The organism is Klebsiella sp. 18074, from assembly GCF_902705905.1.
In the GTDB taxonomy this organism is placed as follows: domain Bacteria; phylum Pseudomonadota; class Gammaproteobacteria; order Enterobacterales; family Enterobacteriaceae; genus Klebsiella; species Klebsiella terrigena.
Window position 1 is genome coordinate 32,543 of the sequence record NZ_CACSIS010000026.1, and the last position, 25,555, is coordinate 58,097.

At 55.8% G+C, this 25,555-nt stretch carries 21 protein-coding genes; 9 read left to right on the top strand and 12 right to left on the bottom strand.

Annotated features, from left to right (window positions below):
- Nucleotides 1-37: 37 nt before the first annotated feature.
- From lpxK to GVK32_RS21945, 9 genes are all read right to left on the bottom strand, one after another.
- Nucleotides 38-1,018 carry a tetraacyldisaccharide 4'-kinase gene (gene lpxK, locus GVK32_RS21905; RefSeq protein WP_159872316.1) on the bottom strand — a complete coding sequence of 327 codons (981 nt, stop codon included), beginning with the start codon at nucleotides 1,016-1,018 and terminating at the stop codon, nucleotides 38-40.
- The gene (gene msbA / locus GVK32_RS21910) at nucleotides 1,015-2,763 is read right to left on the bottom strand and encodes a lipid A ABC transporter ATP-binding protein/permease MsbA (RefSeq protein ID WP_159872318.1); all 1,749 of its coding nucleotides are present in this window, start codon (nucleotides 2,761-2,763) and stop codon (nucleotides 1,015-1,017) included. Before msbA ends, lpxK begins: the two co-directional genes overlap by 4 nt.
- Before the next feature lie 36 nt (nucleotides 2,764-2,799).
- Nucleotides 2,800-5,064 carry a ComEC family protein gene (locus GVK32_RS21915; protein WP_159872320.1) on the bottom strand — a complete coding sequence of 755 codons (2,265 nt, stop codon included), beginning with the start codon at nucleotides 5,062-5,064 and terminating at the stop codon, nucleotides 2,800-2,802.
- 209 nt (nucleotides 5,065-5,273) lie between these two features.
- Complete coding sequence (gene ihfB, locus GVK32_RS21920) at nucleotides 5,274-5,561, bottom strand: integration host factor subunit beta (protein ID WP_004100704.1); 288 nt, start codon at nucleotides 5,559-5,561, stop codon at nucleotides 5,274-5,276.
- 151 nt (nucleotides 5,562-5,712) lie between these two features.
- A complete protein-coding gene (rpsA, locus tag GVK32_RS21925; RefSeq protein ID WP_004860074.1) occupies nucleotides 5,713-7,386 on the bottom strand; it encodes a 30S ribosomal protein S1 in 1,674 nt (557 codons plus the stop codon).
- A 135-nt stretch (nucleotides 7,387-7,521) separates the two neighbouring features.
- Complete coding sequence (gene cmk, locus GVK32_RS21930) at nucleotides 7,522-8,205, bottom strand: (d)CMP kinase (protein WP_045854654.1); 684 nt, start codon at nucleotides 8,203-8,205, stop codon at nucleotides 7,522-7,524.
- Nucleotides 8,206-8,398: 193 nt separating this feature from the next.
- On the bottom strand, nucleotides 8,399-9,682 hold the full coding sequence (aroA, locus tag GVK32_RS21935; RefSeq protein WP_159872322.1) for a 3-phosphoshikimate 1-carboxyvinyltransferase: 1,284 nt from the start codon (nucleotides 9,680-9,682) through the stop codon (nucleotides 8,399-8,401).
- 72 nt (nucleotides 9,683-9,754) lie between these two features.
- Nucleotides 9,755-10,843 (bottom strand): 3-phosphoserine/phosphohydroxythreonine transaminase, encoded by a 1,089-nt coding sequence (serC, locus tag GVK32_RS21940; protein ID WP_041144793.1) that lies wholly within the window; start codon nucleotides 10,841-10,843, stop codon nucleotides 9,755-9,757.
- Between the two features lie 311 nt (nucleotides 10,844-11,154).
- Nucleotides 11,155-11,847 carry a DUF421 domain-containing protein gene (locus GVK32_RS21945; RefSeq protein ID WP_159872324.1) on the bottom strand — a complete coding sequence of 231 codons (693 nt, stop codon included), beginning with the start codon at nucleotides 11,845-11,847 and terminating at the stop codon, nucleotides 11,155-11,157.
- A 138-nt stretch (nucleotides 11,848-11,985) separates the two neighbouring features.
- Here GVK32_RS21945 and ycaO point away from each other — a divergent pair, with 138 nt between their 5' ends.
- The 4 genes from ycaO (at nucleotide 11,986) to pflA (ending at nucleotide 18,415) form a co-directional block, all read left to right on the top strand.
- Nucleotides 11,986-13,746 (top strand): 30S ribosomal protein S12 methylthiotransferase accessory factor YcaO, encoded by a 1,761-nt coding sequence (gene ycaO / locus GVK32_RS21950; protein ID WP_159872326.1) that lies wholly within the window; start codon nucleotides 11,986-11,988, stop codon nucleotides 13,744-13,746.
- A gap of 383 nt (nucleotides 13,747-14,129) precedes the next feature.
- Complete coding sequence (focA, locus tag GVK32_RS21955; protein ID WP_159872328.1) at nucleotides 14,130-14,987, top strand: formate transporter FocA; 858 nt, start codon at nucleotides 14,130-14,132, stop codon at nucleotides 14,985-14,987.
- Between the two features lie 51 nt (nucleotides 14,988-15,038).
- The gene (gene pflB / locus GVK32_RS21960; protein WP_159872330.1) at nucleotides 15,039-17,321 is read left to right on the top strand and encodes a formate C-acetyltransferase; all 2,283 of its coding nucleotides are present in this window, start codon (nucleotides 15,039-15,041) and stop codon (nucleotides 17,319-17,321) included.
- 353 nt (nucleotides 17,322-17,674) lie between these two features.
- Nucleotides 17,675-18,415 carry a pyruvate formate lyase 1-activating protein gene (pflA, locus tag GVK32_RS21965; protein WP_041144788.1) on the top strand — a complete coding sequence of 247 codons (741 nt, stop codon included), beginning with the start codon at nucleotides 17,675-17,677 and terminating at the stop codon, nucleotides 18,413-18,415.
- 78 nt (nucleotides 18,416-18,493) lie between these two features.
- Here pflA and GVK32_RS21970 read toward each other — a convergent pair whose 3' ends face one another.
- Nucleotides 18,494-19,342 carry a MurR/RpiR family transcriptional regulator gene (locus GVK32_RS21970; protein ID WP_159872332.1) on the bottom strand — a complete coding sequence of 283 codons (849 nt, stop codon included), beginning with the start codon at nucleotides 19,340-19,342 and terminating at the stop codon, nucleotides 18,494-18,496.
- 122 nt (nucleotides 19,343-19,464) lie between these two features.
- On the opposite strand from GVK32_RS21970, the gene GVK32_RS21975 reads away from it, so the two are divergent.
- The 5 genes from GVK32_RS21975 to GVK32_RS21995 are packed head-to-tail and all read left to right on the top strand — an operon-like array spanning nucleotide 19,465 to nucleotide 23,232.
- The gene (locus tag GVK32_RS21975; protein ID WP_045854646.1) at nucleotides 19,465-19,740 is read left to right on the top strand and encodes a PTS sugar transporter subunit IIB; all 276 of its coding nucleotides are present in this window, start codon (nucleotides 19,465-19,467) and stop codon (nucleotides 19,738-19,740) included.
- A 17-nt stretch (nucleotides 19,741-19,757) separates the two neighbouring features.
- Complete coding sequence (locus tag GVK32_RS21980) at nucleotides 19,758-21,023, top strand: PTS ascorbate transporter subunit IIC (RefSeq protein WP_159872334.1); 1,266 nt, start codon at nucleotides 19,758-19,760, stop codon at nucleotides 21,021-21,023.
- Between the two features lie 11 nt (nucleotides 21,024-21,034).
- Complete coding sequence (locus tag GVK32_RS21985) at nucleotides 21,035-21,832, top strand: transketolase (protein ID WP_159872336.1); 798 nt, start codon at nucleotides 21,035-21,037, stop codon at nucleotides 21,830-21,832.
- Nucleotides 21,832-22,743, top strand: coding sequence for a transketolase family protein (locus GVK32_RS21990; protein ID WP_159872338.1), 912 nt, complete (start codon nucleotides 21,832-21,834; stop codon nucleotides 22,741-22,743). The genes GVK32_RS21985 and GVK32_RS21990 overlap by 1 nt, the downstream gene beginning before the upstream one ends.
- Nucleotides 22,744-22,791: 48 nt before the next feature.
- On the top strand, nucleotides 22,792-23,232 hold the full coding sequence (locus tag GVK32_RS21995) for a PTS sugar transporter subunit IIA (protein ID WP_159872340.1): 441 nt from the start codon (nucleotides 22,792-22,794) through the stop codon (nucleotides 23,230-23,232).
- A 37-nt stretch (nucleotides 23,233-23,269) separates the two neighbouring features.
- Here the strand turns inward: GVK32_RS21995 and GVK32_RS22000 are convergent, their stop codons facing one another.
- Both GVK32_RS22000 and GVK32_RS22005 read right to left on the bottom strand, forming a co-directional pair.
- The gene (locus GVK32_RS22000; RefSeq protein WP_159872342.1) at nucleotides 23,270-24,418 is read right to left on the bottom strand and encodes an MFS transporter; all 1,149 of its coding nucleotides are present in this window, start codon (nucleotides 24,416-24,418) and stop codon (nucleotides 23,270-23,272) included.
- Between the two features lie 273 nt (nucleotides 24,419-24,691).
- Nucleotides 24,692-25,555, bottom strand: a complete 864-nt coding sequence (locus GVK32_RS22005) for a dimethyl sulfoxide reductase anchor subunit family protein (protein WP_132511793.1) — start codon at nucleotides 25,553-25,555, stop codon at nucleotides 24,692-24,694.

The window sequence follows — 25,555 nt, forward strand, 5'->3', positions numbered from 1 at the left end:
CCCGATACAGCGGCACCGAAAGCAGGCGTGGCGAAAACTAACGTTGCGCTAGCGTCGCCAGATCCGTAAGCAGCCGCTGCGCGCGTTCGTCCGTCATTATGGCGTCGACGGGCAGATACCACCAGTTGGCTTCGGCAAAGGCCCGGCATTTCACCGCGTCTTTTTCGGTCATCAGCAGCGTTTGCCGCTCGGTCACCAGAGCGCCAACGTCGGCACGGGTAAGGGCCTGATGATCGGCCAGCGCCACGGTTTTTATCGGCCGCACGCCGCAGCTTTCGAGGGTGGCAAAAAAGCGCGGCGGATGGCCAATCCCGGCCATCGCGACGACGTTATCAAAGCTCGCCACGTCGCGTCGTTCGCCGTTAAGCACATTCACCGCCTGCCCGGGACGCAGCTGCATGGCTATCTCTCCCGGCCGCGCGACGCCGCCGTTAGCGATAATGGCGTCGACGCTGCGCAGGCGTGAGGCGCGTTCGCGCATCGGCCCGGCCGGCAGCCACCAGCCGTTGCCAAAGCGGCGTACGCCGTCAATAACCACGATTTCTTTATCGCGCGCCAGCCCGTAGTGCTGCAGGCCATCGTCGGTGACGATAAGCTGCAGGTCGTGTACGGCAAGCAGCGCCCGCACCGCATCGCTGCGCTGGGGGGAGACCGCCACCGGCGCGCCGGTGCGTTGATAAATCAGCACCGGCTCGTCGCCGGCTTCCGATGTGCCGGTGGCGCTGTTGAGCACCAGCGGATAGCTCGCCGCCTTGCCGCCGTAGCCGCGAGAAACGACGCCAACGCGGATCCCGCGCTGCTGCAGCTGCTCCACCAGCCAGATGACAACCGGCGTCTTGCCGTTACCGCCGGCAGTGAGATTTCCGACAACAACAACCGGAACCGGCGCGCGCCAGGCCTTCTTCAGCCCCAGCCGATAGCTGAGACGAATCAGGCCGCTCACCAGGCCGTAAAGCCAGGAGAGCGGAAGCAGCAGCCGCCATAAAGGCGACTCACCGGACCAGATACGCGCGATCATTGGCCAAATTGCATTTTATGCAGCTGAGCGTAAACGCCGCGATGTTCCAGCAGGTCAGCGTGGCTGCCGCGTTCAACGATGCGCCCATCTTCGACCACCACGATTTCATCGGCCTTCTCGATGGTTGACAGGCGGTGAGCGATAACCAGCGAGGTGCGGTTTTTCTGCAGCTCGTCCAGCGCCGCCTGAATGGCGCGTTCAGATTCGGTATCCAGCGCCGACGTTGCCTCATCAAGGATCAGGATTGGGCTGTTACGCAGCAGCGCGCGCGCGATGGCGATACGCTGGCGCTGGCCGCCGGAAAGCAGCACGCCGTTCTCGCCGATCACGGTATCGAGGCCGTTATCCATTTTACTGATAAAGTCCATGGCATAGGCCATCCGCGCCGCATCTTCGATCTGCTCGCGGCTGTACTCTTCGTTGCGCGCGTAGGCAATATTGTTGGCTACGGTATCGTTGAACAGGTGCACGTTTTGCGAAACCAGGGCGACCTGATCGCGCAGAGAGGCCAGGGTGTATTCGCGCAGATCGTAACCGTCGAGCAGGATCTGGCCTTCATCGATATCATAAAAGCGGGTGATCAGGCTCGCGATTGTCGATTTACCCGATCCCGAACGTCCCACCAGGGCCACGGTTTTACCTTCCGGAATATTCAGGCTGATGTTACGCAACGCCGGCGTTTCACGGCCAGGGTAGGTAAAGGTGACGTTACTGAACTCAAGGCTCCCCTTCGCGCGCTCGATAACCCGCGTGCCTTCGTCTTTTTCCTGCTCGGAATCAAGAATAGCAAACAGCGTCTGGCAGGCGGCCATTCCGCGCTGGAACTGAGCGTTGACGTTGGTGAGAGACTTCAGCGGACGCATTAAGGCGATCATCGAGGAGAAGACCACGGTAATGGTACCGGCAGTCAGCGTTTCCATAACGCTTGGGAAGCTGGCGGCGTAGAGCACAAACGCCAGCGCCAGAGAGGCGATCAGCTGAATGATAGGGTCAGAGATGGACGATGCGGAGACCATTTTCATCCCCTGCAGGCGCATTCTGTTGCTGACCTTATCAAAACGCTTGGTTTCTACGGCCTGGCCGCCAAACATCAGCACTTCTTTATGCCCTTTGAGCATCTGTTCCGCGCTGGTGGTCACCTGACCCATGGTGTTCTGCATATTCTTGCTGATATTACGAAAACGCTTCGAGACCACGCGGATCGCGATGGAGACGATTGGCGCCAGTACGATCAGAATCAGCGACAGCTGCCAGCTGTAGTAGAACATCATGATAAACAGACCGATGATCGACGCACCTTCGCGCACGACGGTGATCAGCGCGCTGGAAGAGGACGACGCAACCTGCTCGGAATCATAGGTGATGCGCGACAGCAGCGTACCGGTGGACTGTTTATCGAAGAAGGAGACCGGCATCCCCATCATGTGGCTGAATAAACGGCGTCGCATGGTCATCACGACCTTGCCGGAAACCCACGAGATACAGTAGCTCGAAATATAGCTGGTGACGCCACGCAGCAGCATCAGCCCAACCACCACCAGCGGCATCCATAGCAGCACTGAGCGATCCGTTTTACCAAAACCATCATCCAATAACGGTTTAAGAAGCGATAGCATGAAGGTATCACTAGCCGCGTTAAAGACTAACGCAATTGCCGCGACGATCAGTCCGGTTTTAAATGGCGCAATAAGCGGCCAGAGGCGGCGGAAGGTCTGCCACGTGGAGAGATCTTTATCATTCTGCATTCAGTAAACCAGCTTATGTTGAAATAGCCGCATATTCTACCCGTTATCCTCGGTCTCGCCAAACCACTGATGATACCAACGAGGTAAAAGTTGATCTCGTAAGCTAAGGATTTGCCAACCATCTGGGGAAAAAACAACCGTCATTTGCCCCTGATGGGCCGTATCGAACCAGCGGTATCCCTGCTGTCGGTAGCGCTGGACAACCTTATCCGAGGGCATACGCCACGCATTATAGCGGGATACCGAGGCCAGCGCCGCCTCGCCGCCGGTGCGCTGCAGCAGCGCAATGGTCGAAGAGGTATTGCTGCCATGATGTGGAACCTGGATAAGTGTAGACGCCAGATGCTGCCAGTAGCGGCTCAGCATTGCCCGTTCTGCTACCGCTTCGATATCACCGGTGAGCAAAATACTGCGCTGGCCGTCATCAACGCGCACCACGCAGGAGCGATTATTGCCGGTAGCAGTCGCTCCCGGCAGCGGCCAAAGCGCGCGAAAGGTTAAACCGCGCCACCGCCAGCGCTCTCCCCTTCTGCACGCGCGATGCCCCACCCACCCCAGAGGGCTGCGTATCCAGGCCGCTGGCCAGACCTGGCGTATCGAATTCAGGCCGCCGCGGTGGTCAAGATGCTCATGGCTCAAAATAATCCCTTCCACCCGCAGATGGTGCCAGCGTAGCCAGGGGATGATAATCAGTTGACCGCTGTCGCCCTCGGGCCAGGCCAGGCCGGTGTCATAGAGGATTGCAGCCCCCTGCCGTTCGATGACCATCGCCAGCCCCTGTCCGACGTCCAGCATCGTCACCCGCCACTCCTCCTTCGCCATCGGCCGCCAGAAGGGCCAGCTCAGCAGTACGATGCTGCTCAGACACAGCGCCGGAAGCGAGCGCCAGGCGTGAAAGCGCCAGACAATCAGCAGCAGCCAGGGCAGTGCGCTGACGCCCGTCCAGCGAGAATCCAGCGGCAGCCAGCCCTGCGGCAGCCCGCGCAGAAACCAGAACAGCGCCGCCAGCAGGCGATCTACCGATAGCCATAGCGCCATCTCAACCACCGCAGGGCCGCAAAGGTGCAGCAGCATCGCTGCCAGAATAAGGGGCACGATGGCAAAAGTGACCAGCGGCACGGCAACAAGGTTCGCCAGCCACGAGGTCAGGCTGATACCGTGAAAGATAACAATCTGCATCGGCAACAGCAGCAGCATTAGCCCGAACTGCAGGTGGCTTAGCCCCAGCAACTGGCGCAGCAGCCAGCCCCGCGATGTCGGGGGCCGCGGCACCAGCTGATACCAAAAAATGAGCGTCGCCACGGCAAACACCGATAGCCACAGGCTGTCGGATAGCACGGCCAGCGGATCGCTAAACAGAATGGCACCCACGCAGCATATTCCTATTTGCCATGACGACCAGCGCCTGCCGGATAGCCGCAGCCCGCAGCCGACGGTGAGTGCGACGCAGGTTCGCAGTGCCGGTGGCTGCATGCCAGTAAGCCAGGCATAGAACAGCGCGCAGGCCAGGCCAATCAGCAGCGGCAGCTGCCAGACAATCCAGCGGCAGGGGAAAAAGAACTGCACGCCGCGAGTCAGTAGCCCACCCAGTATTGCACCCAACGCAATATGTAAACCGGAGATGGCCATCAGATGGGAGGTCCCCGTTTGTTGCATCAAGGCCTTGATCTCCTTCGGCACCACCAGCCGCTCCCCCATCCCTAACCCTAATATCACCGACCGCCACGGCAGCGCATCGAGGGTGCGGGTTAACGAGTGCAAATAGGCCGCGCGTCGGCTACAGCGCAGGTCAAGGGCTTCTGCGGACGTGAAGCGTCCGGTTACGGGGCGAGACTGTGCCAGGGCAAAACGCTGGCTGTCAAAACCGCCGTCGTTAAGCTGGCCGTGTACCGGGCGAATGTGGACGGTCATCATCCAGCGCTGTCCCGCGCACGGCGGTTCGGGAAGCGCCTGGCCGTAGAGCGCGATCCCCGGCGCCGGGAACAGCCGCCGTCCGTCAACCCGGATGAGGCTTCCCTGATGGGTGGTCTGCCCGTCCGTCGCCGTCAGCTCTACCTCTACCCGCCGAGGGCTACCGGGTAAAGCGTGCGTCGGCCAGATGACCTGGTGAGCGCTCAGCACGCCCCAGAGGAAAAAAAGCAGCGTCAGCGCCGCGAAACGTAAGGGCCGCCAGCGCAGTAGCAATGGTACAAGCGCCAGGCCCGTCAGCCACCACAGGGTAGCCAGCTCGGGCAACCGCGCGAGCAGCAGCAGCGGCAAGACTCCGACGATCGCACAACCCGCAAGCTGGGGTAAACGCATGCCAACCTCCCTGTTTCAGGGAAGTATCGCGTCGGGTTAGTTGATAGTCATCCAGCAAGGTCGCGGCGCGGGTGCCGGCTTCCTGGAATATCGGCGCCTTGCGCTAAAGCAGGCAGAGGTTTGCGAGGAAGGTCGGATTGCGGGCATAAAAAAAGCACCCTCAGGTGCTTTTTTTATCTTCAGAGTACGTTAACGCCGTTCAGCGGAACTTACTCTTCGTAAATATTGGCGCGGTCGCGTAGTTCTTTCCCAGGCTTAAAGTGCGGAACGTACTTGCCTTCCAGTTCGACTTTATCGCCAGTTTTCGGGTTACGCCCGGTGCGAGGTGCTCGGTAATGCAAAGAGAAGCTGCCGAAACCGCGGATTTCAATGCGCTCACCTTGAGCAAGCGTTGAGGCCATATGTTCCAGCATTTCTTTAACAGCATCTTCAACCGCTTTCGCAGGAATGTGGGATTGCTGGCTGGCAAGTCTTTCTATCAATTCTGACTTGGTCATTTTTCCTCCGGTTTCCTTCAGGGCCAGATTAGCTAACAGCTTTAAACAAGGGCGGCCGTAGCCGCCCTTTGTGCTTGATTACAGGACGAATCCTGCAATCTGTCAAGTAAACTCGTCGTAATTCAGGTTGTTGTAACCCGAAAGACTAAGATTACTCGCCTTTAGCTGCTTTGAAAGCTTCAGCCATTGCGTTGTTAGAGAAGTTTGCATCTTCCTGTTTGTTAACAGTTGCGATTGCATCTTTCTCATCAGCTTCGTCTTTCGCACGAACAGACAGGCTGATTGCGCGGTTTTTACGATCAACGCCGGTGAATTTAGCTTCAACGTCATCGCCAACGCTCAGAACCAGAGTCGCATCTTCAACGCGGTCACGGGATGCTTCAGAAGCACGCAGGTAACCTTCAACGCCGTCAGCCAGTTCTACGGTTGCGCCTTTAGCGTCAACTGCAGTGACTTTACCGTTTACGATTGCGCCTTTCTTGTTCAGTGCAACCCAGTTGTTGAACGGATCTTCTGCGAGCTGCTTAACGCCCAGAGAGATACGCTCACGCTCTGCGTCAACCTGCAGAACAACTGCTGCGATTTCGTCGCCTTTTTTGTATTCACGTACTGCTTCTTCGCCTGCAACGTTCCAGGAGATGTCAGACAGGTGAACCAGGCCATCGATGCCGCCGTCCAGGCCGATGAAGATACCGAAGTCAGTGATAGACTTGATTTTACCTTCAACACGGTCGCCCTTGTTGTGGGTTTCCGCGAACTGCTGCCATGGGTTGTTTTTGCACTGCTTCAGGCCCAGGGAGATACGACGACGTTCTTCGTCGATATCCAGAACCATAACTTCCACTACGTCGCCAACGTTAACAACTTTGGATGGGTGGATGTTTTTGTTGGTCCAATCCATTTCGGAAACGTGAACCAGGCCTTCAACGCCTTCTTCGATTTCAACGAAGCAGCCGTAGTCGGTCAGGTTGGTCACGCGACCGGTCAGTTTGGTACCTTCCGGATAACGCTTAGCGATAGCTACCCACGGATCTTCGCCCAGCTGTTTCAGGCCCAGAGATACACGGGTACGCTCGCGGTCGAACTTCAGCACTTTAACAGTGATTTCGTCGCCAACGTTTACGATTTCGCTCGGGTGCTTAACGCGTTTCCACGCCATGTCGGTGATGTGCAGCAGGCCATCGACGCCGCCCAGATCAACGAATGCGCCGTAGTCAGTGAGGTTCTTAACGATACCTTTGACTTCCATGCCTTCCTGCAGGTTTTCCAGCAGCTGATCGCGTTCTGCGCTGTTCTCGGATTCGATAACGGCACGACGGGAAACAACAACGTTGTTACGCTTCTGGTCCAGCTTGATTACTTTGAACTCAAGCTCTTTGCCTTCCAGGTGCAGCGTGTCGCGAACCGGACGAACGTCAACCAGGGAACCCGGCAGGAACGCGCGAATACCATTCAGCTCAACAGTGAAGCCACCTTTAACTTTGCCGTTGATAACACCGACTACAGTTTCAGCTTCTTCGTAAGCTTTTTCCAGCGTGATCCAAGCTTCGTGACGTTTAGCTTTTTCACGGGACAGCAGGGTTTCACCGAAGCCGTCTTCTACTGCATCCAGAGCAACGTCAACTTCGTCACCGACCTGGATTTCCAGCTCGCCCTGGGCGTTTTTGAACTGCTCTGCCGGAATGGCAGACTCAGATTTCAGACCGGCGTCAACCAGTACGATATCTTTGTCGATAGCAACAACAACACCACGAACGATGGAACCCGGACGGGTTTCGATTGTTTTTAAGGATTCTTCAAATAGTTGAGCAAAAGATTCAGTCATGTTTAATCTTCAGGTTTCATATTTAACGTCCACCTGGCTCCGTGCCGGATGGGGTTGTTTAACATACCCGCTAACACTCCGTTGCTGCGGGGGTACTGCTATAATTCGGAGGCCGCTGCGCTTTGCCGATAACGGCTAAGCGGCTGCCAATTTCTCGCGCGCATATTGTAGCGCTTTTTCAATTACTTGCTCAATGTTTAGTTCAGTAGAATCGAGAACTAAAGCATCGGCAGCCGGGACAAGTGGCGCCACGCTGCGATTACGATCGCGGTCGTCACGCTCTTTTATCTCGGATAAAAGGCGGTCAAAGTTAACACTAAAGCCCTTTTCCTGCAACTGCAGCATGCGCCGATGCGCACGTTCTTGCGCGGACGCATCAAGGAAAATTTTCACCGGCGCATCGGGGAACACCACGGTACCCATATCTCGTCCGTCGGCAATCAGACCCGGCAGTTCGCGAAACGCGCGCTGACGGCGCAGCAGGGCTTCACGCACCCGGGGAAAAGCCGCGGCTTTCGAAGCAGTATTCGCCACTTCCTGCGTGCGGATTGCCGCGCTGACGTCCTCACCTTCAAGGATAACTTCGAGGCTGCCATCGGTGGAAATAAAGCGCACGTCCAGGTGCGCAGCCAGCGGCACCAGGGCTTCTTCAGACTCGACGTCCACATGATGATGCAGCGCGGCCAGCGCCAGAACGCGATAGATGGCGCCGGAATCGAGCAAATGCCAGCCTAACGCTTCCGCCATCGCCTTGCACAACGTTCCCTTACCCGCACCGCCAGGCCCATCAATGGTGATTACCGGAATAGCTGCCGTCATCTTTTTCTCCTTCAGCAAGGCGCATAGAATATAAACGCCGCGCATTATACGCATCTATACGACGGAAAGTGAGCATTGGATGCAAAATACGGACGACCGGAAATGAAATGCAGAATAATTGCGCAATTATAGCGGGCTGACGGCATATCAGCCCGCAGATAACAAAGCTTTACGTTGGCGCAACCGCAGGCGCTTACGCCTGGGTGCTAATCCGCGCCAGCTGTTCGAAGTAGTCAGGGAAGGTTTTGGCCGTACACTTCGGATCGAGGATCGTCACCGGCGTGTCGGAAAGCGCCACCAGCGAGAAGCACATCGCCATGCGGTGATCGTTATAGGTGCCAATCTCAGCAAACTGCAGCTCCAGCGGAGGCGTAATGCGGATGTAATCCTCGCCCTCTTCCACTTCAGCGCCGACTTTGCGCAGTTCGGTGGCCATCGCGAACAGGCGATCGGTCTCTTTTACCCGCCAGTTATAAATATTACGCAGCGTAGTGGTGCCTTTGGCAAACAGCGCCGCGGTGGCGATAGTCATTGCCGCATCCGGAATATGGTTCATATCCATATCGATGGCGTTCAGCTCGCCGCGGGTACAGGCAATATAGTCATCGCCCCAGCTGACGATAGCGCCCATTTTTTCCAGCACGTCAGCAAAGCGGATATCGCCCTGCACGCTGTTACGGCCGATACCGGTGACTTTCACCGTACCGCCCTTAATGGCACCCGCCGCGAGGAAGTAGGATGCCGAAGAGGCATCGCCCTCAACCAGGTAGTCGCCCGGAGAACGGTACTGCTGATTGCCGCGAACGACAAAACGCTGATAGGACTGGTTTTCAACGTCCACGCCGAAGGTCTTCATCAGATGCAGCGTAATATCAATGTACGGTTTGGAAACCAGATCGCCTTTAATGGTGATAACGGTATCCTGCGGCGCCAGCGGCGCAGCCATCAGCAGAGCGGTAAGGAACTGGCTGGAAACGCTGCCGTCAACATCAACGCTGCCGCCGGCAAAGCCGCCGCGCAGGCGCAGAGGCGGATAGTTTTCCAGCTCCAGATACTCAATTTGGGCGCCACCCTGACGTAACGCATCAACCAGATGACCAATCGGACGCTCTTTCATCCGCGGTTCACCGGTCAGCACGATATCGTTGCTTCCCAGACACAGAGCTGCCGCCAGCGGGCGCATCGCGGTCCCGGCGTTGCCAAGGAACAGCTCCAGCGCGCTATTCGCCCGCAGCGGACCACCGTTGCCGGTCACTTCGCAGCGGGTACGATCGGAGGACAGGGTGTAATGAACTCCCAAGGCGCTCAGGGCATTCAGCATGTGGCGAACATCGTCGCTGTCCAGCAGGTTGGTCAGCACCGTAGTGCCACGGGCTAATGCCGCCAGCAGCAAAGCGCGGTTAGAGACACTTTTAGACCCAGGCAGGTTCACGGTGCCATCCACGCGCGCGATGGGTTGTAACGTCAGGGATTCCATCAAACTCAACTCTCAAAAAAACGGAATAAAAACCCCGCAGACCGGCTGCGGGGATGAAAAGCACAACAATGATTAGCCGTGACGACGTTCAAAGTCCTGCATAAAGTCGGTCAGCGCCTGCACGCCTGCCAGCGGCATCGCGTTATAGATAGATGCGCGCATGCCGCCCACGACGCGGTGCCCCTTCAGTGAATGCAGGCCAGCGGCGAAGGACTCTTCGAGGAACAGCTTGTCCAGCGCGCTGTCGGCCAGCTGGAACGGAACGTTCATGCGCGAGCGGTTGGCCGCCGCCACGTCGTTACGATAGAAGCTGCTGCCGTCGATCGTGCCGTAGAGCAGATCGGCTTTTTGCTGGTTGATTTTATCCATTGCCGCCACACCGCCGTGCTCTTTCAGCCATTTGAATACCAGCCCAGAGAGGTACCAGGCAAAGGTCGGCGGCGTGTTGAACATGGAATCATTGGCATCAAGCACGGAGTAATCGAGTATTGACGGACAGGCGACGTTCGCTTTACCCAGCAGGTCTTCGCGAACGATCACCAGCGTCAGCCCCGCCGGGCCAATGTTTTTCTGCGCGCCGGCGTAGATAACACCAAAGCGGCTGACGTCGATCGGCGCGGACAAGATAGTCGAGGAGAAATCAGCGGCAACAACGACGTCATCACCGAAGTTCGGTGTTTCGTCAATGGCGATGCCGTCGATGGTTTCATTCGGGCAGTAGTGCAGGTAGGCGGCGCCCGGCGTCAGCTGCCATTCGCTCATCGGCCGGACGGCCCGCAGGCCATCAACGGTGACTTTGGCATCAATGGTATTTGGCGAACAGTATTTTTTCGCTTCTTTGATGGCGCTTGCTGCCCAGTAGCCAGCGTCAACGTAGTCAGCGGTGGTTTTATCGCCGAGCAGGTTCAGCGGGACGCCAGCGAACTGGCCGCGACCGCCGCCATGGCAGAATAAAACTTTGTAGTTGGAGGGGATGTTGAGCAGATCGCGAAAATCCTGCTCCGCCGCCTCGGCCACCTGGATAAACTCTTTACCACGGTGACTGATCTCCATTACCGACGTTCCCAGACCCTGCCAGTCGCAAAGCTCCTGCTGAGCCAGTTTGAGAACTTCCGCCGGCAGCATTGCCGGGCCCGAACTAAAGTTATAGACCTGAGCCATTTCCCCTCACCACGTTGCTATGTTATTTGCCCGCGAACCGTCGCGTGCATATGTTATTCCGGTATCTGAACCATGATAATTCGAGCTGCGGACGGACGACCAGTGGATTCTTCCGCTGGCGCCTGCTGAAGTCAGCGGCCGGCTTGCACGAGTGCGGCCAGCGCACATGCAGCCTGAAGTATGACGGGTACATCGGTTTTATCATTCAGCGACACGCATCGCAATGCCTAAAACTTATGAGCGGAAAAATATGATCGGCTTCACACAAAACAATTCACTAGCCCTCCGTAACAAAACCGACAAAAAGGCTGTCAGGTGATGCGTTTAGCTCTGCTAACCCTCGCCCATTCTGGATTTTGACAGCGCCGACATAATTGCTTTTTACCGGCCTGAATAACGATCACCTGGCTACAGCGCACGCAGGCGTATTCGCCGGTTTCAGGAATGGTCACAAAACGTTCATAGCAGCCATCCGGCAGAATACATAGCCCCGGCTTAACCTCTTCATCAGCGTAATAGTACATACTGATTTGCCCGTTAGTTTCCATTATCGCCAGCCGAACCTGGCCGAGCTGCTCCACGCTGTAGAGGCGAAGTTCCATAAAAAACTCGAACTCGGTCATGTTGGCGCGGTTGACTTTTTCCCACGCCAGCTCCCCTTCTTCGACGATGATCACCGGCTTCCCTTCCAGCAGGTTTTCCAGCTTCTCGCTTTTTGACATCAGCCACATCACCAGGCGGTAGAGCAGCGCCAGAGTGACAAACACGACGAATACCGGGATCAGCGGCACGTCGTCATAAAAGGCGACGTCCCCGGCCGCAGAGCCTAGCGTCAAAATGATCAGCACTTCAAAGAGCGACATCTGGCGGACGCCGCGCCGTCCGGTAATTTTAAGGAACAGGAAAACCAGCAGGAAGGTAAAGAGGCTGCGCAGCGCGACCTCCCCTAAAAACTCCGGCGGAACTTTATCAAACGCCATGCGATGAAGATCGAACGCTTTCATTTTTTAATGCCTTAACAGTAGGTTACTGCCTGTAAGCATAGCCCAGGCTTTTATTTTCGCCGGGGCCTTCACGAAGATAGCGCCTGACACACAAACCCCGTATCATTGCGCGCTTTACGTACGAAAAAAGTGACCGCTATGACTCAAACGTTTATCCCCGGCAAAGACGCCGCCCTGGAAGATTCCATCGCTCGCTTCCAGCAGAAATTGCTCGACCTCGGATTTGATATTGAAGAGGCCTCGTGGCTGAATCCGGTACCGCACGTGTGGTCAGTTCATATCCGCGATAAAGCCTGCTCGCTGTGCTTCACCAACGGCAAAGGCGCGACCAAAAAAGCGGCGCTGGCCTCTGCGCTGGGCGAGTACTTCGAACGTCTGTCGACCAACTATTTCTTCGCTGACTTCTGGTTAGGCGAAACCATCGCTAACGGGCCGTTTGTTCACTATCCAAACGAAAAATGGTTCCCGCTGACCGAAGATGACGAAGTTCCGCAGGGGTTGCTCGATCCTCGCCTGCGCGCCTTCTACGATCCTGACGATCAGCTGACCGCCGGCATGCTGGTTGACCTGCAGTCGGGTAATGACGATCGCGGCGTTTGCGGCCTGCCGTTCACCCGTCAGTCCGACGGCGAAACCGTTTATATTCCGATGAATATCATTGGCAACCTGTACGTTTCTAACGGGATGTCCGCGGGCAACACCGCGAACGAAGCGCGCGTTCAAGCCCTGTCGGAAGTCTTTGAGCGCCATATCAAGAACCGCATCATTGCTGAAAGCATCAGCCTGCCGGAAATCCCTGCCGACGTGATGGCCCGCTATCCGGGCGTGGTGGAGTCGATTAATAAGCTGGAAGCGGAAGGTTTCCCGATTTTTGCTTACGACGGCTCGCTGGGCGGCAAGTATCCGGTGATCTGCGTGGTGCTGTTTAACCCGGAAAACGGGACCTGCTTCGCCTCCTTCGGCGCGCACCCTGACTTCGGCGTCGCGCTGGAGCGCACCGTCACCGAGCTGCTGCAGGGCCGTAGCCTGAAGGATCTCGACGTCTTCACGCCGCCAACCTTCGATGACGAAGAAGTGGCTGAACACGCCAACCTTGAAACCCACTTTATCGACTCCAGCGGCCTGATCTCCTGGGATATGTTCAAACAGGATGCCGACTATCCGTTCGTCGACTGGAGCTTCTCCGGTACCACGGAAGAAGAGTTCGCCACCCTGATGGCCATCTTTAAAGAAGAAGATAAAGAGGTCTACATCGCCGATTACGAGCACCTGAGCGTCTACGCCTGTCGGATTATCGTTCCGGGGATGTCGGATATCTATCCGGCAGAAGACCTGTGGCTGGCGAACAACAGCATGGGCAGCCATCTGCGCGAAACGCTCCTCTCTCTGCCGGGCAGCGAGTGGGAGAAAGAGGACTATCTGGCGCTGATTGAGCAGCTGGACGATGAAGGTAATGACGACTTCACCCGCGTTCGCGAACTGCTGGGCCTCGCAACGGGCAAAGACAACGGCTGGTATACGCTGCGTATTGGCGAACTGAAAGCGATGCTGGCGCTGGCCGGCGGCGATCTGGAGCAGGCGCTGATCTGGACGGAGTGGACGATCGAGTTCAATGCATCAATTTTCAGCGCAGAGCGCGCCAACTACTACCGCTGCCTGCAAACGCTGCTGCTGCTGAGCCAGGAAGAAGAGCGCCAGCCGCTGCAGTACCTGAACGCCTTTGTGCGCATGTACGGCGCAGATGCAGTGGAAGCCGCCAGCGCTGCGCTAAGCGGCGAAGCGCCGTTCTACGGCCTGCAGGCGGTAGATAGCGATCTGCACGCTTTCCCGGCCCATCAGTCCTTACTGAAAGCCTACGAGAAGCTGCAGCGTGCTAAAGCGGCGTACTGGGCTAAATAGCCTTTAGCGCCGCCTGAAGTGCCCCATCACGGAGTCGTTTACGGCTCCGTTTTTTTATATTTTATTCACGGGACCAATAATTTGTAGTTGTGACGTTAATTTACGGTGAAAATTGATCGCACAACAGTTTGGAGATGTTAATTTTAATAAAAATACTCCATTTTAATTAACCGTTGCCGTTGCCCAAGAATGAAAAAAATCAACATATTTTGTAAATATTAAACTTTATTTTTCTCTTAATAAACATTAAGTTACAATTAATTACCGCAAAAACCATACGCTAAACGGGCTTATAGTTCCGGTGGGATATGATCTACATCAATTTCCCTTCTATAATGCTTTGTTAGTATCTCACCGCCAACTTATATAAAGAGAGAGTTAGTGTGAAAGCTGACAACCCTTTTGATCTATTACTCCCCGCTGCGATGGCGAAAGTCGCCGAAGAAGCGGGTGTCTATAAAGCGACAAAGCACCCGATGAAGACCTTTTATCTGGCGATTACCGCTGGTGTCTTTATCTCCATTGCTTTTGTCTTCTACATCACCGCGACGACCGGTACTGCCGCGATGCCTTTCGGTATTGCCAAGCTTATTGGGGGGATCTGCTTTTCACTCGGCCTGATTCTGTGCGTCATCTGCGGTGCTGACCTGTTTACCTCCACCGTACTTATCGTTGTGGCGAAAGCCAGCGGCAGGATTACCTGGGGTCAACTGGCAATAAACTGGCTCAACGTCTATGTTGGTAACCTGATAGGTGCGCTGCTGTTCGTGCTGCTGATGTGGCTATCGGGTGAATATATGGCCGCTAACGGCGGTTGGGGGCTAAACGTCCTGCAAACCGCTGACCACAAAATGCATCATACATTTATTGAAGCCGTCTGCCTGGGTATCCTGGCGAACCTGATGGTCTGCCTCGCGGTGTGGATGAGCTACTCCGGCCGCAGCCTGATGGACAAAGCAATGATTATGGTTCTGCCCGTAGCCATGTTCGTTGCCAGCGGCTTCGAGCACAGTATCGCTAACATGTTTATGATCCCGATGGGTATCGTAATCCGCGACTTTGCAAGCCCGGAATTCTGGACCGCAGTTGGTTCAACTCCGGAAAGTTTCTCTCACCTGACCGTCATGAACTTCATCACTGATAACCTGATTCCGGTAACTATCGGGAACATTATTGGCGGTGGTCTGCTGGTTGGGTTGACATACTGGGTCATTTACCTGCGTGGCGACAACCATCACTAAGGGTTGTTTCAGGCAGTAAATAAAAAATCCACTTAAGAAGGTAGGTGTTACATGTCCGAGCTTAATGAAAAGTTAGCCACAGCCTGGGAAGGTTTTGCGAAAGGTGACTGGCAGAACGAAGTCAACGTCCGTGACTTTATCCAGAAAAACTATACCCCGTACGAAGGTGACGAGTCCTTCCTGGCTGGCGCAACTGACGCGACCACCAAGCTGTGGGACAACGTAATGGAAGGTGTTAAACAGGAAAACCGCACTCACGCGCCTGTTGATTTTGACACTTCCCTTGCATCCACCATCACTTCTCACGACGCAGGCTACATCGAGAAAGCGCTCGAGAAAATCGTTGGTCTGCAGACTGAAGCTCCGCTGAAACGTGCGATTATCCCGTTCGGCGGCATTAAAATGGTTGAAGGTTCTTGCAAAGCGTACGATCGCGAGCTGGACCCGATGCTGAAAAAAATCTTCACCGAGTACCGTAAAACTCACAACCAGGGCGTTTTTGATGTTTACACCAAAGACATTCTGAACTGCCGTAAATCCGGCGTGCTGACCGGTCTGCCGGATGCCTACGGCCGCGGTCGTATCATCGGTGACTACCGTCGCGTTGCGCTGTACGGCATCGACTTCCTGATGAAAGACAAATACGCTCAGTTCCTGTCTCTGCAAGAAAGACTGGAAAACGGCGAAGATCTGGAAGCAACCATCCGTCTGCGCGAAGAGATCTCCGAGCAGTACCGTGCGCTGGGCCAGATCAAAGAAATGGCGGCCAAATACGGCTGCGATATCTCTGCACCGGCTAAAACCGCGCAGGAAGCTATCCAGTGGACCTACTTCGGTTACCTGGCTGCCGTTAAGTCTCAGAACGGCGCGGCAATGTCCTTCGGCCGTACCTCCAGCTTCCTGGATATCTTCATCGAACGCGACCTGAAAGCCGGTAAAATCACCGAGCAGGACGCTCAGGAAATGATTGACCACCTGGTCATGAAGCTGCGTATGGTTCGCTTCCTGCGTACTCCTGAGTATGATGAACTGTTCTCCGGTGACCCGATTTGGGCAACTGAATCAATCGGTGGTATGGGCGTTGATGGCCGTACTCTGGTAACCAAAAACAGCTTCCGCTTCCTGAACACCCTGTACACCATGGGGCCGTCTCCGGAGCCGAACATCACTATTCTGTGGTCTGAAAAACTGCCGCTGAGCTTCAAAAAATACGCGGCTAAAGTCTCCATCGATACCTCTTCTCTGCAGTATGAGAATGACGATCTGATGCGTCCTGACTTCAACAATGATGACTACGCTATCGCTTGCTGCGTAAGCCCGATGGTTGTTGGTAAGCAAATGCAGTTCTTCGGTGCTCGCGCTAACCTCGCGAAAACCATGCTGTACGCTATCAACGGCGGCGTTGATGAAAAACTGAAAATGCAGGTTGGTCCTAAGTCTGAACCGATCAAAGGCGACGTTCTGAACTTTGACGAAGTCATGGAACGCATGGATCACTTCATGGACTGGCTGGCTAAACAGTACGTCACCGCGCTGAACATCATCCACTACATGCACGACAAGTACAGCTACGAAGCTTCTCTGATGGCGCTGCACGATCGTGACGTTGTTCGCACCATGGCATGTGGTATCGCCGGTCTGTCCGTTGCCGCTGACTCCCTGTCCGCTATCAAATATGCGAAAGTTAAACCGATTCGTGACGAAGACGGTCTGGCAGTCGACTTCGAAATCGAAGGCGAATACCCGCAGTTTGGTAACAACGACTCTCGCGTAGATGACATGGCGGTCGATCTGGTTGAACGTTTCATGAAGAAAATTCAGAAACTGACTACCTACCGCAACGCTATCCCGACTCAGTCCGTTCTGACCATCACTTCTAACGTTGTGTATGGTAAGAAAACCGGCAACACCCCTGACGGTCGTCGCGCTGGCGCTCCGTTCGGACCAGGTGCTAACCCGATGCACGGTCGTGACCAGAAAGGTGCCGTTGCCTCTCTGACCTCCGTTGCAAAACTGCCGTTTGCGTACGCTAAAGATGGTATCTCTTACACCTTCTCTATCGTTCCTAACGCTCTGGGTAAAGACGACGAAGTTCGTAAAACTAACCTGGCTGGTCTGATGGACGGTTACTTCCACCACGAAGCTTCTATCGAAGGCGGTCAGCACCTGAACGTCAACGTTATGAACCGTGAAATGCTGCTCGACGCGATGGAAAACCCGGAAAAATATCCGCAGCTGACCATCCGCGTATCCGGCTATGCAGTACGTTTTAACTCCCTGACTAAAGAGCAGCAGCAGGACGTTATCACTCGTACCTTCACTCAGACCATGTAACGGGTTTTGACTGAAATCGCGATATAAAAAGCGTACAATAAAGGCTCCACGCAAGTGGGGCCTTTTTAGCAATACCTCCCACCCCCCCAGTCTCTTTTGTCCGCTATCTATACTCAATGGATAACTGCCAAAACAGACTTAGAGCCTATCCCATTAGGCGTAATTGTCGCAGCCAGTTTGAACACGGACAGCGCGCAACAACCGGAGCGTACACGTAGTACGTGAGGATTGTGAGCACTGCCCAGGTTCAAAATGGTAAGTAAAATAGCCTAATGGGACTGGCTCTTAAACACAGCCGGTTTGAGCTGTGCATCACAGGTCCCGGACGGACCGAATCTGGAGATACCACCGCAATGTCAACTATTGGTCGCATTCACTCCTTTGAATCCTGTGGCACCGTCGATGGGCCTGGGATCCGCTTCATCACCTTCTTCCAGGGCTGCCTGATGCGCTGCCTGTACTGCCATAATCGCGATACCTGGGATACCCACGGCGGTACCGAAGTCACCGTCGAAAGCCTGATGAAAGAGGTTGTCACCTACCGTCACTTTATGAACGCATCCGGCGGCGGTGTGACCGCGTCCGGCGGTGAGGCTATCCTGCAGGCTGAATTCGTACGCGACTGGTTCCGCGCCTGCCGCAAGGAGGGCATCCACACCTGCCTCGATACCAACGGCTTCGTTCGTCGCTACGATCCGGTGATTGACGAGCTGCTTGAAGTGACCGATCTGGTGATGCTTGACCTTAAGCAGATGAATGATGAAATCCACCAAAATCTGGTCGGCGTCTCTAACCACCGTACGCTGGAGTTTGCCCGCTATTTGTCGCAGAAGAATATCAACGTCTGGATCCGCTACGTGGTGGTACCCGGCTGGTCAGATGATGATGATTCCGCGCACCGCCTCGGCGAGTTTACCCGCGATATGGGCAACGTCGAAAAAATCGAGCTGCTGCCGTATCACGAGCTGGGCAAGCATAAATGGGTGGCGATGGGTGAAGAGTACAAGCTTGACGGCGTGCATCCGCCGAAGAAAGAGACCATGGAGCGCGTAAAAGGCATTCTCGAGCAGTATGGCCATAAGGTTATGTACTAGCTAAAGCTTGCCTCTTAGCAAGAGCCCCGGATAACGACGCTGGAGGTCTTATCCGGGCCAGGCCTTTCTTCAGCAGCATCAGGACATAAAGTATTGCGACAGCTTGCTGGTCACGCTCTCAATTGAGAAAATACGTTTTTGATGCGCTTTACGGTACTCAGCGTAGCGCTCGTCCTGCTCCTCCAGCGCGCTAAGGATCCGATCGGCCACCATCATTGCCCCCGCAATCTCGGCAAACCCTGATTCCCCCTCCCCCTGTAAAGCCACGGCTGCCTGTAGATTCCAGTCAGACAGGCGCGCCAGGGGCGCAAACGTACCGCGAGTCAGCGACAGTATTTTAACCCCCTGCTGCTTCGCCAGCGATAATGCCTGCATCATATCCGCCGATGCCTGCTCGGTATGAATAACGATAATCCCGGTTTTTTGACTATCAGACGACATCGGCAGCGCCGCCGGGTAAGAGCGGTCGACAAAACCAGCGGCTTTCCCCATGTTGATTAAGTTCATCTGGAGAAACAGCGCCACCGGCACCGCCGTACCTACCGCATAAATTGCAATGTTATTCAGTGAATTAAGCCAAACTGCCGCCGCCTGAAGCTCCTGAGCGTCAATGATGGCGTTGCTATCACGAATGCTTGCCAGCACGGGAGCTATCTCTTCATTACCGCCGTCCTCCGATCGCGTCGCCCCCTGCTCAATCGCCAACGTCGTTCTGAAATCAGAAAAGCCTTTAAAGCCAAACGCCCGGCAAAAACGCGTAATGCTGCCCTCGCTGGTATCGACGGAGTCGGCCAGTTCCGAAATGGTATGCCGCATCACAAAATCAGGATTTTCGGTGATAAAGCGGCCGACCTTTTCCAGTATCGGGCTAAGGCCTGCAGACTCATTTCTTATGTTTATCAATAAATTACTGTCTATATGGCTCATATTTCGCCTTTATTGCTCAAAATGCAAACACAGTCACATCTTTCATCTCACATCCAGGATAATAATTATTATCTCACAAGATAAAATAAAAATTATTATTTTTACAAACAGGAGAACATCTAATGAAAGGTCTCATCGTCTGTCGTACCGGTATGGGCAGCTCTCTGATGCTCAAAATCAAAGCACAAAAAATCATCGATAAACACCGCTGGGATGTCGAACTGGAGCATGACGTACTTTCCGGCCTGAGGACCTGGCGAGATATCGATTTCGTTATCACTATGCGCGATCTCACCGATGAAGTCGAAGCCGCTGGGTTCAGGGCCATCGGGATAACCGATCTGATGAACAGCGAAGAGATGGAATCTGCGCTCATCAGCGTCATCCAGGGCAACTAAATTCTCCCGGAGGCAATATGGATTTCCTCAGATTTATTGTATTCGACATTCTGGGCGTTACCCCACTTTTAGTTGGTTTTATCGCATTAATTGGCTTATTAATTCAACGCAAACCGATTGAAAAGGTGCTCTCCGGCACCTTCAAAACTATCGTCGGGTTTCTGGTTTTTGCCGGCGGCGCCGGACTGGCGGTAACCTCGCTTGGCAACTTTCAGACGCTGTTCAGCGATGGGTTTGGTCTGAAAGGCGTGATGCCGCTGTCGGAAGCGCTCACCGGGCTGGCGCAGACTAAATTCGCGATGTGCGTGTCGCTGATTATGGTCATCGGTTTTGGCTGGAATCTGTTCTTTGCTCGCGTCACCCCGTTTAAGTACATCTTTCTCACCGGGCAGCATAATCTCTATCTCTCGGCCCTGCTCACCGTCACGCTGAAAGCGCTTGGCTATAGCGATATGACCACGATTATTGTCGGCTCAATTCTGCTCGGCCTCGCCGCGTGCCTTTATCCGGCCATCGCCCAACCCTGGATGAGAAAAATCACCGGCAATGATGAAATCGCCATGGGGCACTACGTTACGCTGGCCTACGCGGCATCCGGATGGATCGGTTCGAAGGTCGGCGATCCGAAACAGTCGACGGAGAAGCTGAATCTGCCCGGCTGGCTGGGGATCTTTAAAGATTATATTGTCTCCGTTTCGATCTCGGTCAGTATCTTCTACTACATCGCCGCTCTCGCGGCCGGAAAAGAGGCCGTAACGGCGGCGGCCGGCGGGATGCACTGGCTGGTCTATCCGCTGTTCCAGTCGCTGACGTTCACCGCTTCGCTGTATATCATTATTACCGGCGTACGCCTGCTGCTCTCCGAAATCGTCCCCGCGTTCCTCGGTATTTCGGAGAAATTCATACCTAACGCCAAACCCGCGCTCGACTGTCCCGTGGTCTTCCCCTACGCGCCAACCGCTACGGTGCTGGGATTTATCTCTTCATTTATCGGCGGGCTGGTGGTGATGGGGTTCCTCGCGATCCTCGGTCAGACCGTCATTATCCCGGTCGCCATCCCCTATTTCTTTATCGGCGCCACCGCCGCGGTGTTTGGTAACGCCTCCGGCGGCTGGAAAGGCGCGATTGCCGGGAGCTTTATCACCGGGATCCTCATCGGCATCGGGCCGGCCCTGATCTACCCGATTATGGAGTCCGTTGGTCTGTCGGGAACCAGCTTCCCGGAAACTGATTTCGTCGCGCTTGGCCTGGTCGTGTACTACATCGGCAAAATGCTGCCATAGGAGGAAACAACGTGAATATTGCAGAACTAAAGTCCCACGCGCTCGCTGCACGATGCGATATCGTTAGCATGATCTATGAATCAGGGATCGGCCATCCGGGCGGCGCCCTGTCAATCATCGATATTCTGACCTGGCTCTACTACGAGGAAGTGGACCTCAGTCGCTCCCCCCGTTCGCGCATCGTCATGAGTAAAGGCCATGCCGTCGCCGCCCAGTACGCCATGCTTTATCAGATGGGTAAGATTGAACGCCGGGAGTTCAGCACCTTCCGCCAGATCGATTCCCGCCTGCAGGGCCACCCCAGCATCAAGGCGCTCCCCGACGTCGATGCCACCACCGGCCTGCTCGGCCAGGGTCTGTCGGTTGCCCTGGGGATGGCGGCAGCGAAAAAACGCCGTAACGATCCCCATCGGGTATTTGCGATCCTCGGCGACGGCGAGATGCATGAAGGGCAAATCTGGGAAACCCTGCAGCAGGCCGCCCATATGAAAATGGACAACCTGGTCGCCATCGTCGATTACAACCGCTTCTCGTCACACGATCCGGTCAATGAGGTGGTCAACCTTGAGCCGCTGGCTGACAAAATCCGCTGTTTTGGCTGGCATGTGCTGGAGCTTCTTAACGGCAATGACATGCACCAGGTTGCCGATACCCTGATGCTCTCCCGCCATCTAAAAGGCAAGCCGGTTGCCATTATTGCGCATACCACCAAAGGCTCCGGCGTTAGCTATATGGAAAATAACGGCGACTGGCACTCAAAAACCCCCACCCGGGAACAGTATCAGCAGGCAATGGAGGAGTTACAGTGATGAAAGCCCCACGCGATGAAATCGGTAACGCGCTGATCGCCCTGAAACAAAAGGGCTACCCCGTGGTTGCCATCGACAGCGACTTAGCCAGCTCAACCCGCACGGACCAGTTTCAGGCCCTCTATCCCGAGGCGTTTTTCGAAATGGGTATTGCGGAGGGCTCGGCAATGAGCTTCGCGACCGGACAGGCGCTTGAGGGGTTTATGCCCTTCTACGTCAATTTTGCGATGTTTGTAACGGGCACCGCCTGGACTCAGCTGCGGCAGGCCTGCTATGCCAAAGCTAACGTCAAACTGGTCGGCAGCCATCCCGGTATGGATGACGGACCGGACGGCGCCTCGCACCATGCGCTGGAAGATCTCGCCCTGACCCGCGTGCTGCCGGGATTAACGGTCCTGACGCCTGCGGATGCCGAAGAAATCGCGGAAGCCTTCGAACAGGCGGCCAATATTACGGGTCCGGTCTATATTCGCGTCGCCCGCGAGCCGATGCCGGTTCGCGATAAGAGCACGATTCCGCGGGTTACCGATATCGCGGCCATCGCCAGCTGCGGGAATGATTTTGCCATTCTCTTTGAGGGTACGGTGCTGGAGCAGGCCACCGATGGCTACGAGAAGCTGCTCGCCAGCGGTAAAAGAGGCAGGCTGATTCACGTAGCGCAGCTCAAACCCTTCAACCATGAGGCGTTCGCTGCGCTGGTTGCCGACTGTCCGCTCATCGCCACCCTTGAGAATCATAGCGTAAATGGAGGTCTCGGCGGCCAGATTGCCGAAGCGATGGCGCAGGCGGCCCACCCGGCGCGTCTGATACGCCTGGGAACTCAGGATACCTTCACCGAATCCGGCAATAGCCGTCAGCTAAAAGAGAAATATGGCATCTCCGGCGAGGCGCTATATCGCGCACTGAGCTAAGGCGCAGCGCGGGCCGGCCGCGGCCGGCTCGTTATCTGAGGAATTGATATGGACGACAAGCTTTTTGCCGCCAGCCAGTATGCGCAGCACGCTCTCAACTGGCGCAGCGCTGTTCGGCTCGCCTGTCAGCCTTTAGAGCTGCAGGGAAAGGTCACTGCGGAATACGCACAGGCGATTATCAGCGCCACGGAACAGCACGGTCCCTGGTACATACTGAGCCCTGAATTTGCGCTACCGCACGCGCGACCGGAAGACGGCGTGTTAAGCCACAACAGCGCGCTTTCGCTGCTTTGTTGCGGGGAAGGCGTTGAGTTTCCCGGCCATCCCGCTGTCCGGCTGATAGTCGTGCTGGCGGCAGCGGATAGCGAACAGCATATTCAAACCATCCAGCGACTGGTGTGCTGGTTAGATGAGGAGGACCGGCTGCAGCGGCTCGCTGCGATTGAGGAGCGCAGCCAGCTTGCGGCGCTTATCGCTTCTCATCAATAGCCAGCGGAGGTATCCCGCCGGCTATGGCTTGAGAAAATCAGGCGTGGGCCACCGGCGTCGGGTGGTGCCCCGCTTTGCGCAGCAGCGTCAGCAGGTAGATGAACGACACGCTCGCGATCATAATAAACAGCAAGTTATCGGAGAAATTCTGCATCAGCATCGCGGTAAGCGTTGGCCCAAGCAGGCTGCCGATGGTGTAGCTCATCAATAGCGCCTGGTTCATCGCCACCAGCTGATGGCGCTCAACTTTTTCGCATGCCCAGGCCATCGCCACCGGATACAGCGTAAAGCCGGAGGCGCCAAGGATAAACAGCGCGGGCGCCATCGCGGCCTGGCTAAGCATGGCCAGACAGCCGAGAATAACGATAAACACCTGAACGCGCAGTACCAGCAGGCGACCATAGCGATCCGCCAGGCGACCCACCGGCCACTGGCCAAAGATCCCGGCGCTCACCATCACCGCCATCCAGAAGCCAATCCCGGCGTCGCTCACTCCCTGATGGTTCAGCCACAGCGGCATAAGTCCGTACAGTGAGCCGAGGACGATCCCGGAAATAATGCAGCCATTAACGCCGTGACGAGCCTGGCGAAGTCTGAGCATTGGCCAGATGCGCGCCGGCTCGTGCGGCTCATCCGTCTGATTGACCACGCGCGTAAACAGCAGAGGAAGGATGGCGGCCAGCGCCAGACCGGTCACCCAGGGCAGGACGCTCATCAGGTCTGTCGGCAGCTTGCTCACCATCAGTTGGCCCAGCACGGTACCAACGTAGTAAACCATCATATACGCCGCCAGCAGGCGACCGCGGCTGCGGGTGGTCCCGCTGCACACCAGCGCGCTCTCTACCACGACCCAAATCATTGCGCAGCCCACGCCGGCCACAAAGCGCCAGCTGAACCAGGTCCAGAACCCCATCGTTACGCCAAGCCCAACGCAGCCGACGGCAAAAATCAGCGAGGCAAGATAGTAGCTGCGGTTAAAACCGAGATGCTTAATAACCCATCCGGCCAGCAGGGTTCCGACAAGATTACCGGTGAAATAGGATGAGCCGACCATCCCAACCTGCCACGTAGGCATGTTTTCATGGGCGAGCCAAAGCGGGACGAGGGTATTTAAAACCGCTATCGCCAGCGTCAACAAAAGCAGGCCGCAGAGCAACATTTGCACCGGCCGGGTGTAGATGGACATGGATATAAACCGTGAGGAAGTTCAGATTTCGTGCGCATCATGCCACCGCTATAAACATTGTCAATCCACCTGAAATCAGGCAGGACGCGGTTTCTCGGGCAACGATTGAAGTTTTTTATCCATCGGCGAGGCGGCAGAATTATTCTTTATATTATTCCATTGTTTTTATTAATTTATTGGAATTAACGGGCGGGAATATCAGTTGAAATATTTCATGAAGAGAGCGCATTTTTTATCGCGCCAGAACCGCGAGGTTCCGGCGCGAATAGCGGCTTAGCTAGCGATCGCCATACCCACCGTCATATGCAGACCGTAGAAGACCCCGCGGCCCACCATCTCACCCACCAGCACCAGCACAAATGCCAGGCCTAGCAGCGGCAACGCCGGCTGATATCCTTTAAGCATCGGTGCAACCCAGCACGCCAGGGCCAGCGCCAGGGCCGCAACGCGCCACGCCATCAGCGAGCCGTAGTCCGGCACCAGCGCAGACGCCTGCTGGATAGAGCTGTGGATAGTCGACAGCTCGCTTCCCTGCATCAGCACCACGGCCACGCTCGCCACCAGGGCCACCAGCGTTACGGCAGGCAGCAGACGCATCGCCCAGCCGTTCACGCCGGCCACGCGCAGCAGCAGATAGCCCAGCAGCGGTCCGCCGATAAACAGCGTCAGGAAGAAGCTCAGCGGCGTCCAGACGCTATACCAGGTCGGAACCGTATCAATGGTGTTGTACACCCGCACCATCATCCAGACGAAGATGACGCCCAGCACCATTGTTACGATCAGCCACAGGCTGCGCAGCCCGGCCGGCAGCTTCTTAACCGCCGCCAGCAGCCAGCCAATACCACCAACGGCGAAGAAGAGCGCTCCGCTGGCGATTTCATTACTCAGCGACGATGCTCCGACGCGGTTGAGCGAATTGAAGGCCCGCATCGGCGACCCCAGGTGCAGCGTCGAGGCGATAAACCCAATCCCCATCAGCACCCACAGGCCAAACATGCTAAGCACCACGCGCTGCTGCTGCTCACGCGACAGGCTGCCTTTCATAAGCGCTAGCGCCAGGACAATGAAGCCCCCCACTACGCACTGACCAAAGACCGTGAAGATCATCAGCGGCCATTCATGCCATCCACTTCCCAT